This window comes from Sphingomonas sp. SUN019 (genome assembly GCF_024758705.1).
Lineage (GTDB): Bacteria > Pseudomonadota > Alphaproteobacteria > Sphingomonadales > Sphingomonadaceae > Sphingomonas.
Genome location: NZ_CP096971.1, coordinates 194995 through 207380, shown reverse-complemented (window position 1 = coordinate 207380; position 12386 = coordinate 194995). Strand labels below are relative to the sequence as shown.

General features: G+C 61.9%; 11 protein-coding genes and 2 tRNA genes. 11 read left to right on the top strand and 2 right to left on the bottom strand.

Going from position 1 to position 12386, the window contains the following annotated elements; genetic code table 11:
- Nucleotides 1–7 precede the first annotated feature (7 nt).
- Nucleotides 8–1687, bottom strand: a complete 1680-nt coding sequence (ettA, locus tag M0208_RS01020) for an energy-dependent translational throttle protein EttA (protein WP_258889887.1) — start codon at nt 1685–1687, stop codon at nt 8–10.
- Between the two features lie 104 nt (nt 1688–1791).
- Between ettA and M0208_RS01015 the strand changes: the two genes are divergently transcribed.
- From M0208_RS01015 to M0208_RS00990, 6 genes are all read left to right on the top strand, one after another.
- A complete protein-coding gene (locus M0208_RS01015) occupies nt 1792–3207 on the top strand; it encodes a M20/M25/M40 family metallo-hydrolase (protein WP_258889886.1) in 1416 nt (471 codons plus the stop codon).
- Nucleotides 3208–3528: 321 nt separating this feature from the next.
- Nucleotides 3529–3795: a hypothetical protein gene (locus M0208_RS01010; RefSeq protein WP_258889885.1), complete on the top strand. Its 267-nt coding sequence runs from the start codon at nt 3529–3531 to the stop codon at nt 3793–3795.
- 31 nt (nt 3796–3826) lie between these two features.
- The gene (locus M0208_RS01005; protein ID WP_258889884.1) at nt 3827–4093 is read left to right on the top strand and encodes a hypothetical protein; all 267 of its coding nucleotides are present in this window, start codon (nt 3827–3829) and stop codon (nt 4091–4093) included.
- A 294-nt stretch (nt 4094–4387) separates the two neighbouring features.
- Nucleotides 4388–4464 (top strand) — tRNA-Pro (locus M0208_RS01000).
- 44 nt (nt 4465–4508) lie between these two features.
- Nucleotides 4509–4581: transfer RNA gene (locus M0208_RS00995), tRNA-Ile, on the top strand.
- An 87-nt stretch (nt 4582–4668) separates the two neighbouring features.
- A complete protein-coding gene (locus tag M0208_RS00990) occupies nt 4669–6417 on the top strand; it encodes a site-specific integrase (protein ID WP_258889883.1) in 1749 nt (582 codons plus the stop codon).
- Nucleotides 6418–6691: 274 nt separating this feature from the next.
- Here the strand turns inward: M0208_RS00990 and M0208_RS00985 are convergent, their stop codons facing one another.
- Nucleotides 6692–7012, bottom strand: coding sequence for a helix-turn-helix domain-containing protein (locus tag M0208_RS00985; protein WP_258893137.1), 321 nt, complete (start codon nt 7010–7012; stop codon nt 6692–6694).
- Between the two features lie 125 nt (nt 7013–7137).
- Here M0208_RS00985 and M0208_RS00980 point away from each other — a divergent pair, with 125 nt between their 5' ends.
- From M0208_RS00980 to M0208_RS00960, 5 genes are all read left to right on the top strand, one after another.
- Nucleotides 7138–7683 carry a hypothetical protein gene (locus tag M0208_RS00980; RefSeq protein ID WP_258889882.1) on the top strand — a complete coding sequence of 182 codons (546 nt, stop codon included), beginning with the start codon at nt 7138–7140 and terminating at the stop codon, nt 7681–7683.
- A gap of 228 nt (nt 7684–7911) precedes the next feature.
- Nucleotides 7912–9264: a DNA cytosine methyltransferase gene (locus tag M0208_RS00975; protein WP_258889881.1), complete on the top strand. Its 1353-nt coding sequence runs from the start codon at nt 7912–7914 to the stop codon at nt 9262–9264.
- Between the two features lie 124 nt (nt 9265–9388).
- On the top strand, nt 9389–10282 hold the full coding sequence (locus M0208_RS00970; RefSeq protein WP_258889880.1) for a PmeII family type II restriction endonuclease: 894 nt from the start codon (nt 9389–9391) through the stop codon (nt 10280–10282).
- Between the two features lie 109 nt (nt 10283–10391).
- A complete protein-coding gene (locus M0208_RS00965) occupies nt 10392–10979 on the top strand; it encodes a recombinase family protein (protein WP_258889879.1) in 588 nt (195 codons plus the stop codon).
- Between the two features lie 69 nt (nt 10980–11048).
- Complete coding sequence (locus M0208_RS00960; protein WP_258889878.1) at nt 11049–12383, top strand: hypothetical protein; 1335 nt, start codon at nt 11049–11051, stop codon at nt 12381–12383.
- Nucleotides 12384–12386: the final 3 nt, after the last annotated feature.

Below are 12386 nucleotides of genomic sequence, written 5' to 3'. Positions count from 1 at the left end.
CGCGAAACTACCGCGTCAGCTTCTTGTACGCCAAACGCGTCGGACGGTCCGCGGCGTCGCCCATGCGGCGGCGCTTGTCCTCTTCATACGATTCGTAATTGCCCTCGAACCACTCCACGTGGCTGTCGCCCTCGAACGCCAGGATGTGGGTGCACAGGCGATCGAGGAAGAAGCGGTCGTGGCTGATGACCACGGCGCAGCCGGCGAACGTCTCCAGCGCCTCTTCGAGCGCGCGCAGCGTTTCCACGTCGAGGTCGTTGGTGGGTTCGTCGAGCAGCAAGACGTTGCCGCCCTCCTTCAGCATCTTCGCCATGTGGACGCGGTTGCGTTCGCCGCCCGATAGCTGGCCGACCTTCTTCTGCTGATCCTGCCCGCGGAAATTGAACGCGCCGACATAGGCGCGCGTGCCGATCTCCTGTTTGCCGAAGCGGAAGATCTCGACCTTGTCGGAGATTTCCTCCCACACGTTCTTGTTCGGATCGAGATCGTCGCGGCTCTGGTCGACGTAACCCAGCTTCACGGTCGAACCGACCTCGATCGAACCCGAGTCAGGTTGCTCCTGCCCGGTGATGAGCTTGAACAGGGTCGACTTGCCCGCGCCGTTCGGCCCGATCACGCCGACGATCCCGCCCGGCGGCAGGACGAAATCCAGCCCGTCGAACAGCAATTTGTCGCCGTACGCCTTGGTCAAGCCCTTCGCCTCGATCACCTTGCCGCCGAGCCGTTCGGGCAGCTGGATCAGGATCTGCGCTTTGCCCGCGACGCGGTTCTCCTGCTTTTCCATCAGTTCGTCGAACGCACGGATACGCGCCTTCGACTTGGTCTGGCGCGCCTTCGGGGTCTGTCGCATCCACGCGAGTTCGTCCGCGATCGCCTTCTGCTTGCCCTGCTCTTCGCGCTCTTCCTGTTCCAGTCTCTTAGATTTCTTCTCCAAGTAACCGGAATAGTTAGATTCGTAGGTGTAGTAGCGCCCGCGATCGAGCTCGAGCACCCAGTTCACGACATTGTCGAGGAAGTAGCGGTCGTGGGTGACCAGGATGACGTTGCCGGCATATTCGACCAGATAATTCTCCAGCCAAGCGACGCTTTCGGCATCGAGATGGTTGGTCGGTTCGTCGAGCAGCAGGATGTCGGGCTTTTCCAGCAGCAGCTTGCACAAGGCCACGCGGCGCTTTTCACCGCCCGACAGATTGTCGACCGGGGAATCGCCGGGTGGACAGCGCAATGCCTCCATCGCCTGTTCGAGCTGGCTGTCGAGGCTCCAGCCGTCGACCGCGTCGATCTTGGCCTGCAGGTCGCCCATTTCCTCCATCAGCGCATCGAAATCGGTGTCGTCCTTGGGATCGCCCATCTCGGCCGAGATCGCGTTGAAGCGATCGACCAGGTCGGCGACCGGACGCACGCCGTCCTTCACGTTGCCCATCACGTCCTTGGTCGGATCGAGCTGCGGCTCCTGCGCCAGATAGCCGACGTTGATGCCGTCCGCGGCCCAGGCCTCGCCAACGAAATCGGGGTCCATGCCCGCCATGATCTTCATCAGCGTTGACTTGCCCGACCCGTTCGGGCCGATGATCGCGATCTTCGCCGACGGGATGAATTGCAGGTGGATGTTGTTGAGGACGGGCTTGTTCGCGCCGGGGAAGGTCTTGGTCAGACCCTTCATGACGTAAGTATATTGGACGGCCATCGCGGTGCCGGGCTCCTGAACGAAGGGGAGTGGGATTTGCCGGCGCATGTAGAGGCCGCGCGCGGCGTTGGCAAACGGACGGCGGCGCTCTACGCGTGCTGCCCATGACGAAACGCACCTTGATCGCGGCGCTCGCCGTTTCCGCCGTTCTTTCCATCCCTGCCCTGGCGCAGCGCACCGCGCCCCCTGCCCCCGCGCCGGTCGATGCGAAGGTGGCGGCCTTGCGCGACGCCGCGCTGAAGGACGACGTCGCCTATGACATCGTTGAGGGCCTGACGACCGAGGTCGGCGCGCGGCTTGCCGGGACCGAAGGCGAAGCGCGGGCGCGAGTGTGGGCTGTGGCCAAGCTGAAGGCGCTGGGGTTCAAAAACGTGCGCGCCGAGCCGTATCGGATGCCGGTGTGGGTGCGCGGCGAGGAACGCGCGGAGATCGTTGCGCCGTTCCCTCAGAAACTGGCGCTGACGGCACTCGGCAACTCTGGTGCTACCCCGGCGGAGGGGCTGACCGCGGAGGTCGTGGTATTCCCGACCTATGGTGATCTGGTCGCCGCGCCCGCGGGCAGCCTGACGGGCAAGATCGCGTACGTCGGCAACACGATGGCCCCGACGCAGGACGGATCGAGCTATGGCGCGGCAGGTGCGGCACGCTTCGTTGGACCGGCGCTGGCGGCCAGCAAGGGCGCAGCCGCAATCGTGATCCGTTCGATCGGCACCGATACGAACCGCCTGCCCCACGCGGGCAATACCAATTTTCCGGCGGGGACGACTGCGATCCCGGCCGCGGCGCTTTCTGCCCCCGACGCAACACTGATCGAGGCGATGGCGAAGCGCGGCAAGCCGATCCGCATGAAATTGCTGCTGACCCCGCGGCATATCGGCGAGCAGGAGTCGGGCAATGTCATCGCCGAGGTGCCGGGCAGCGACCCGAAGGCGGGGATCGTGCTGATCGGCGGGCATCTCGACAGCTGGGATCTGGCGACCGGCGCGATCGATGACGCCAGCGGGGTCGCGATCACCGCCGCGGCGGCGAAGCGCATCCTCGACAGCGGTAAACGCCCGCGCCGCACGATCCGCGTCGTGTGGTGGGGATCGGAAGAGGTGGGCGGCTTCGGCGGGCGCGACTATGCGGCGAAGCACGGCAGCGAGCGCCATGTCGTAGCAGCGGAGAGCGATTTCGGCGCGGACCGCGTGTGGCGGTTCGAGACTACCCTGCCCGACAGCGCCAAGCCGGTCGCCGACCGGCTGGCGTCGGCGCTCGCCCCGCTCGGCATCGTGCGTGGGACGGCACAGGCGGGCGACGGCGCGGACATCGCGCCGATCGTCGCGCTGGGCGTGGCGGGGGTCGATCTGAACCAGTCGGGCCTGCGTTACTTCGACACGCACCACACCGCCGACGACACGCTGGACCGCGTCGATCCCGAACAATTGCGGCAGAATGTCGCCGCCTGGACCGCGATGCTGGCGATCGTGGCCAATGCGCCGGAGGAAATCGGGCCGGTTCAACGCGCCCAAAAACCCTGATCCTGCCTTCACTTGGCCGCAAAGGTGTATGCCAGATGAATTTTGCGGATTGACCCCCCGCCGAGGTAGGGTATTTGCGGTCACTCGCGACGGCGATCGGGTCGGCCGCGGATTTGTGATGCTTGGGAGCATTCAAATGAAGGGGATCGAACTGATCGACGTCCGGATCATCCAGGCGATCGAACCTATCGCAGATGCGATCCTCTAGATCGTGACCGGCGTGATAAGCGTCGCCACGGCAAGCATGAAGAGCGTGCGGACAATCAGACGGATGTGAACTGATCGCCGCCTATCCGTTTCAATAAATCCAGGAGTTTCACCATGAAGAAGATCATCCTTATCGCTGCTGCCGCCGGCCTGATGTCGGTTGCCGCCTGCACGAAGTCGCCTGAAGCGGCTGCGGTCGAGAACAACGCCGATGCGATGGCCGACAACATGGAAATGATGGCGGACAACATGGAAGCAGCATCGAACACCACGATGGATGCGACCGCACAGGACAATTTGGAAGCGACCGCCGAGAACCTCGACGACGCAGCCGAGAACGTTCGTGACGCCGGCGAAGACGCTGCCGACAACATGAACTGATCGAATCGTCTTCAGATCATCGGTTGATGACATGAAGAGGATCGTTTCGGTAGCGGTGGCTGTCAGCCTGATGTCGATTGCGGCGTGCTCGAAGTCACCGGAAGCGGTGGCGGTCGAGAACAATGCCGACATGATGGCCGACAACATGGAAATGATGGCGGACAATATCGACGCCATCGCGGGCAACACCGCCAATGCCGCGGAAGCCGCTGCGCTGAAAAATGCGTCGGATAACCTCGAAGACGCCGCGGACAACGTTCGCGACGTCGGCGAGGAGACGGCGGACAATCTGCAATAAGCAGGCTTGGCGTTCGCGCCGGAGCCATGCTTGATGCGAAGGGCGTCCCTTGCGGGGCGCCCTTTTTTCGTGCGCCGGGCAACGCCGCAGCGGAGCAGCGGCGCGCCGTAAGGCGCACGCGGTCGGCGGCGCGAACGGCGCCGTTCGACGGCGCGGCTTCGCCGCGACGCAAAAGATGCGGCGCGCACAGACAGGCACGAAAACACTTCTCGCAAGAACCCCGCGACAATCGTCCCCGGCCCCACACCACAACGCTTGCGTGAACACCCCGCGCCCGCTAGCGCACCCCAGCGTCGGGGAGTGGCGCAGTCCGGTAGCGCGCCTGCTTTGGGAGCAGGATGTCGCAGGTTCGAATCCTGTCTCCCCGACCACCGCGCCGTGTCGCGTCCACCGCGACTTCCAGCGCGGGCGCGGGGGGCCTGTAGCTCAATGGTTAGAGCTGGCCGCTCATAACGGCTAGGTTGCGGGTTCGAGTCCTGCCGGGCCCACCGCGCGCCGCGCGGCAGCGCAGAAATGCGTATGCCGCTGGCAGAAAACGGCTTTTACGGTCGTACTGTGACACTATGAAGTGACACATGGACGATGACATGGCGAAGTACCCCGGATTGAAGGCTGACAGCCGAAGTGGCATTTACAAGCTACGGAAGCGCATCCCGGCCGACTTACAGCATATCGATACTCGTGGTTCGGTCCGCATCAGTTTGGAAACGAAGGACAAGCGCGAAGCTGTCCGGGCATACCCTCGAAAGCTGGCAGAGATCGAGGAAGGCTTCGCGCGGCTGCGGAGAGAGGTCCGGTCGAAGGGCTTCCTTGAAACCGCACTCGCAACGGCACGCATCGACGACCTCGGCCATCCGCAGATCGAACGACTGATCACCGAGTGGTGGCAGGGCCGCAAGCGTGTTCGCGAGCCGTCGGGCGAGCAGGGTATGGATCGTCGGGAACTGCTCGCTTCGCTCCAAGGCGATGAACGCCTCTGGGCGCTCGCGCAGACCGAGGGTCGTGATCTAGCTGGCGAGGTGGCGGATCGCTTGCTTGTCGATGCCGGGGCGGCTGCGAAGCCTATGAGGGTAGGCAAGATCAAGACCCACGTTCAGCACTCGAAGATCGACCACTCGACGGCTTCCTTTCGCCTCCTGCGTGACCTCGTCCAGCGGGGCTTTGAGATAGAAGACATTCTCGCGCGGGACTTTGTCAGTGGAAAGAACACCGCTCCGCCACACCCGATCTTCAACCGCAGCGGGCAAGCCAACGCAGCCAACGTGCGGACCGTGGAAGACCTCGTTTCTGCCTTCCGCACTGAGCGAGAGCGAAAACACGGCGTTGAGAGCACCGCCCGGAAATATGGCCTCCTCTTCCGTATCGTCCGGGAGGTGTGGGGCGCTGATCGGGCGTTGGGCGAGGTTGACCGACCACGCTGCTATGACTTGATCGAGTTCATAGGGCAGTTGCCAGCAAACGGTGCCCAGAAATTCCCCGGGCTGACATTGACCCAATCTGTCGGCGTCGCCGAGACTGGGAACCACAAGCGGCTCGCGCCGAACACCGTATCGTCATACGTCCAGAACCTTTGCGCGATGCTGCGTTGGGGCAAACGACACGGCTACGGCGTCGCGGTCGATACCGATGGCCTCACGCCAAGCGGGCGCGCGCAGGTGCAACGCCGGGGACTGCAGAGGCCCGAGCTTGACCGTCTGTTCGTTGCCCTTAGCCAGTTCAAGAGCAAGGAACCGCACAAGTATTGGGTTCCTGCGCTGGCCCTCTACACCGGTGCGCGCGCAGAGGAGCTTTGTCAGCTTCGCACTGAGGATGTGACTGAGGTGGACGGGATTGCCTGTCTGAATCTGACTCGGTTCGACCCCACGGGCCGGGCAGTCGCCGAGAAGCGCTTCAAAAATGACTGGAGCGAACGTTGGGTACCGCTCCACGCCGAACTGCTTGCCGCCGGGTTTATCACCTTCGTCGAGGCCAGCGATCCAGCGGGAAGGCTGTTTCCCGCGCTGAAGGCCGGGACGAAGGGCAATTTCTCGCACAACTTTTCGAAATGGTTCGGACGGTTCATGTCGAGTGTCGGGTTGGATGATCCCGCTCTAGTCTTTCACAGCTTTCGCCACGGCTTTCGAGACGCTTGCCGCAATGCCGACATTCCCGACGAGACCGCGCACGCGCTCGGCGGTTGGGCGACGACCAATCAAGGTCAGCGCTACGGTAATCGCGGGGCAGTCCCGAACCTCGATCGAGCGATGAAACGCATAGGGTACACAGGGTTTAGTTTGGTTAGGCTGGAGAGCCAGATGCCGAACACCAACCCTAAGGGAGCATGATGTCCGGCGATTTTGCAACGGGTTGCAACATACGAACGGCCTTCGTGATCACCAGTTCGCACTTCAACGACGAATGGTTGTGCCGAGCACGCGAGCGTCCGGGGCAACCGGTCGGCGAGCCATTAGCCATCGCATGTGATAGGCAATCCAATTCAGTCTATCCGCTCTAACCGCAGAGAACGCCCAGAAGCGCGATGGGAGCGAGCGGGCTGGGATGTGCTGCGCAACATCGTCTGTGCCGATCCTGCGCCTTCTCAGCGGATTTAGAAAGCTTTCAGGAAGTAGGGCGCGCCAACGCCGCGCGGATCAAGCTCTCGATCCACATAAGTTCGGCTTCGGACAGCCCGTTCAGCATTCTGTCGATCCGAAGCGCGCGCCCCTCACGCGAAGACATAGGCTTGAAAAGGTCACCGACTGACGAGCCGAGAGCGGATGCCAACGCCTCGATCGCGTCGAACGACGGAGCGCCGACCCCGCGCTCGATACGGCGTACCCACTCCTCGCTCATCGATGCACCGTCGGCAAGCTGTGTCTGTGTCATGCCGCATGCCTTTCGACGCGCGCGCACCTCTCGTCCGAACCGTTCCGCAAGCATTGCCACCAACGCGCCTCCCCCGTCGTTCTGCGGGGCGGGCGGGTGAAGTCGAAGGGTCGTAAAATGCCGCTTTATCTGCGTTGTACCGGGCGTTAGAGTGCTGCTTTGTTGATCTGGGAGGGAAGATGCATACGTTCGTCCGTGCGCTTGTTGCTGCTGTCACCGTTTTACCCGTTGCTTCGCTGGCCCAGTCGGGGGGGCCTCAGACAACCACCCCGGGCGTACTTGAAAAGCGGGTGCGAGCGGCTCTACCGGAGGCGCGCGACGAACTGGATACGGTACTAGCAGATTATTCCTCGGCCCGGTTTCGCAACGTCCAAGCTCGCCTAGTCAGGTCAGTTTTCGCATCTGATGACGGGCAATCGAACAAGGTGCCTTGGCTGCATCGCGGAGGCGTCGTGCTCGTTTTTTGTGGCGAGGTGAACGCGAAGAACCGGATGGGCGGCTTTACCGGCTGGGAGAAGTTCGCACTTCAACCCAAACAGGTTGACGTTGTCACGCTGTATAGCTTCGAGAAGCCACGCCAGCCGAAACCGACCAACATCGCGGCGGAACCCAAGTTCATGTCCGCAAGCAATCTCTATGACGAGCATCTCGGGCTGATGTGTGGCAACGAGGCCGAGGTGATCGACCCGACAGATTTATCGGGGAGCCTGACCTACGTGGAATAACGGCATATCTCCGGGCAAGGCTGCAACCCGTTGCAACGCGTATGCGGTACGGTGCCGTGACAACCGCTCAGTTGGGAAGCCCCAACCGGTCTACACGCGCGTTCAGTTGCAATGGATTGCAAGTGGTATCGGTGGGGAGTTTGTGCGATCCGGCTTGTCGAAGCACGGCGTAGCGATGCAAGGCGGCCTGCGCGCGCGGTAGCAGCGCGAGGGTTTGGAAGGAAGTTCATGGGTCGCTACTCCGTCGTTTCCATCTTCTCCGGCGCGATGGGGTTGGATGCCGGGCTTGGCGAGACCGGCCGCTTCAAGCTCTTGGCTGCTGTCGAGAAGGAGCGGTCCTTCTGCGACACGATACGCGCAAATCGTGATGCTGGCCTTATTGATCCCGATGTCTTGGTCGTCGAGGACGACATTCGGTATGTCGATCCCCAAGCGCTGATGGCGTCACTCGGCATCAAGCCGGGCGAACTCGACGTGTTGGTTGGCGGACCACCTTGCCAGTCGTTCAGCACCGCTGGAAGGCGGGGGACCACCGACGACCCTCGGGGTGCACTTCTATGGGAGTTCCTGCGTTTCGTGGACGCGATGAAGCCACGCTTCTTTCTGATGGAGAACGTCCGTGGGTTGATCTCCGCTGCCCTACGACACCGACCGATCGCAGAGCGGCCTGAAAAGGGCGGACCTCCGCTGGGCGAGGATGAGGCGGCTGGGTCTGTGATCCGCCTGTTCGCCGACGATCTACGTCGCATCGACGGTGACTATCACATGGACTGCTTCGAGGTGAACGCTGTGAACTACGGCGCGCCTCAACTTCGCGAGCGCGCGCTCTTCATCGGCAACAGGTTCAATGCAGAGGTGGACTTTCCGAACCCCACTCATGCTAGCCCTGACGAGTGTAGGCCAGGTCGCAGTGATCTCTTCACCACCGCTCCCACGTTGAAGCCGTGGGCAACGTTAGGAGATGCCATCGGTCGCCTGAATGATCCCGGTGAAGTCATCATGGATTTCTCCGCTCGGAAAAAGTCCTTCCTAGAGAAAGTGCCTCCGGGCTCTAACTGGCGGAGCTTGCCGGTTGAGGATCAGAAGTTGTCCATGGGCAAGGCGTGGTTGGCCAAGGGTGGGCGAAGTGGCTGGTGGCGACGACTGTCTTATGACCTTCCATGCCCTACTCTGGTAACGATGCCGAACCACGCAAGCACGTCCCTCTGCCACCCCGACGAAGTGCGAGCGCTGACATTGCGAGAGTACGCCGCCATCCAAGAGTTTCCAGCGGGTTGGAGGTTCTGTGGCTCTCCTACGCAGCAGTACGCGCAGGTTGGGAATGCGGTGCCGGTGCGCTTGGGGAAGGTGGCCGGGCTGGTCATCGCGGACGCGCTTGACAGCCTCGCGGAGCGCAGCTTTCAAAGCTATCCCACCCCCCCTTCCCACTTTCGCACAGTCTACATCCAGTCTCATGTCCGCACGAGGCAGTGGTTCAAGGGCGGTGAGACCTTCGTCTGGAAGGACGGCGGTGAAAACGGACGTCAAAAGTATCGCCCACCAGTGACGGTGCGGCATCAAAAGAAGCTGGCGGCGAGGTAGTATGGCAAGGGGTCACATCGATCTGCCCGTGGGGGAACCACCCCTGCTATTGTCGAAGCGCGCCATCTTTGGGGCTCTAAGCGTCGTGGATGCTGATCCGGTCGCTCGACAACGGGTACTGGACATGGAGACTGCGTTTAGGCGCAAGATCGAAACTCACCTCCAGAGTTTGCCCGCCGCTGAAGCCAGCTTCCAGAAGTTCAGCACGAGCCCCTTCGTGCTCATGTTTTACTCGAAGAAGCGCAACTACTCTCACGTCTCTGAGATCGAGAGCGACATCGTTCCTGCGAAGGTTTTCTCCTCCATGGAGACTTCCGCCGGTCGGATGGTCGAAGAAGTCGTGTTACCCATCTATGGCTGGGAGGTTGTGCCGAGCGGGATGCACAGCGTCGAGTCGCTTTTGGACGGGCGCAAGGTGGGAGGGGATGACCTTTGTGCAGTCACCCTGAAAAGTGGTCCCCGGTGCCTGAACGACGAGATGGCTCAGAACATCGGGCGGGATGTAGCTACGAACGTCCGGGCATGGGCTGCCAGCCACGGGGCGCATACCGTCGATTTCACATATGGAGTGCTCTACGGCACGAAGAAGCAGTCCAATAAAAAGGATTGGCACGTCCTCCGCAGCATCGCGGAGGCTCTTCCCGCTGGGACGCCAGTCCATAACAGTCATAGGCGTGCATGGTGTATCGGGTACGAGCGGGATGGGCTTCACGTCACCGCAACTGTCCGCATCGGCATTGACTGGTGGCGCTATCTCGGCGGTGAAAACGCATGGCTTGAAGTGTGTGTTGCCCTGATCCGCGCGTGCGTGACGCCCGCCGCACCTAGAGATGTACAACCCCGATATACGATCGCGGACCTCGGAACCATTCTCGACCTCTCCAGCCTGCCCGCTGGATACAACGTTTCCCTTCTGCAGGAGAGTCAACTGGAGTGGCTGCTCTTCCTAGCCCGACATTTCTGCGACGGTTTCACCGCTGAGCTTGGTCGCGCGTTCGGTGGCTTGGGTCGGACCTAGCGGGCTCATAACTTGTGCCATTTGAACTAGGTGCAAAAGATACGCTTTACGGGAATTTATGGCCAGGTTATGAGCCAGTGACATCTATCCCCTCACTTATGAGCCTACTATGAGGATCGCTTACTACCGCGTCTCCACCTTGGACCAAAGCGTCGAAGCGCAACGCGTTGCAATGGGGGGCTCGTTCGACCGTGAGTTCACCGATGAGGGGGTCAGCGGAGGCGTCATGGCTGCAGAACGCCCGGGCTTCGCTAAGTTGCTCGAACAGGTCCGGTCTGGGGACGTGGTCCACGTCTATGCTGTGGACCGCCTTGGTCGCGATGCACTCGACATCCAGACGACTGTGCGGCGACTGATCGACATGGGTGTCACTGTTAACGTCAAGGATTTGGGACCGATCGTCGAGGGTGTCGGAGAACTTATCCTCGCCGTACTCGCTCAGGTCGCGCAGATGGAGCGTCGCAGGATCGCGGAGCGTACGGCAGCCGGACGAGCCGCCGCCCGCAAGTCACTTGCGGAGACCGGTCGCACCCATCGGGGCAAGGCCAGCCTTGGACGGCCCGTAGCCCGCGATGCAGGGGCCGTGGCGGCATGGCGGCAGCAAAATCATGCGAGCATCGCGGACACCGCTCGGCAGTTCAAGCTGTCCACCGCCACAGTCAAACGCTACTGCGCCTCATCGGGGTCGCCTGCCTGACCTCTATAAGGTCCGACTTGTAGCCCAGATGTGTACGGTATCGAATGAGCGCCACCGATGACTAGTGATATGGCGCTTCCCCCCGCAAGAGAACGCAACAGACTAGGAATTAGGGGGTTTCACAATAATCCGTCGAGCGCGCCGAGCGCGCGGGAAGCCTTACTAGATCGCGTTGAAATCCGCGTGCGGGCCGTCCTCGATGTGCCTTACGACGGGATGATCGAGGCGTTCGTCGATCGGATCGCGGGCGACGGAGAACCAGAGGCTCTGTTCGGTCGCGTCCAACGGCGTGGAGGGAGATGGACGGCGTCGGTGCTGTCCGGCACGACGATCTCCAGCGGCGGATTTACGCTGCATCATCGAGCGCCGGAGGCGTGGCTCGACCTTGTGCTTGTGATCAATCCTGTTCGCACGCTTTCTCACCTCCTCGACCGCTTCGATTTCGACGAGATCAGCGATCTCGACGCCGTCACTTTCTTCGCCGCAAATCTGGCACCTACGTCTGCGATGCGCTCTCTCGATGGCCGGGATAACATGGTCACAGACTACCGGGCGTTCGCCGGGACGGTTCACGCCACGTACTTGCAACGGGTTGCAAAATACCTCCGGACATTCGAGGCGGCGCTGGCAACTAGGATTGTCGAGGCGCTTTGCCCGTCGAGCCGTTACGAGATCGATGGGCGCGGGGGTCAGTTCACAGCGTGGAACGACAAGGTGCAGTTCAGGATGGATTGGTCCAACCTGAGTGTGTCCCAGTGCGAGGTGTGCTGGGAAAGGCATGACCGCGACGCGCTACAACGCGTTTACAATCTCGCGGAGGGCGTCTTGAAAGCCGCGAGGACAGGAACGATCCGCACCCACGATCTCGGTGAGGGATGTCGCGTGGAACGCGAAGTGGGTGCGCTGTCGGTGAAGGTGCCAATCGTTTCTGACCGCATCGCCTTCGGCATTTACGCTAAGGCCGTGGATCGCCTGCGGTTTGAGGTTCGTTATCGATCAGGGCTGCCAGACGAAGTTAGGGATCGCCTTCCGCGCGAAGGGCGCAGACTGATGCATTGGTTCGATGCAATACGGGATGCGGCAGCGGAGCGCGTCCCGTGGTCGGCATTGTCGGGCCTTATGATCTCGCCAGAGGGTGGCGAGCTTGACGCGCTGGCCGACCTGTTGGACGAGGTCGCGAGTGCCACTAACCTGAACCGGCGCGTGCGGCGTCTAATCCTACGGCAACTGCTTCGTCATGGTGCGATTTCGGCAACCGATGCTAAAGGTGACGCTCCTTCCGCAATCCTGAAGCGCCTCGTCAAACGAGGAGTGCTGGAGCACATCCGCCTCGTCACCCGTGATCCTCCTGTGGGGCGCAGATATCGGCTCGCTGGCCGCTATCGCGATCTAATGCCGAGTTGACGA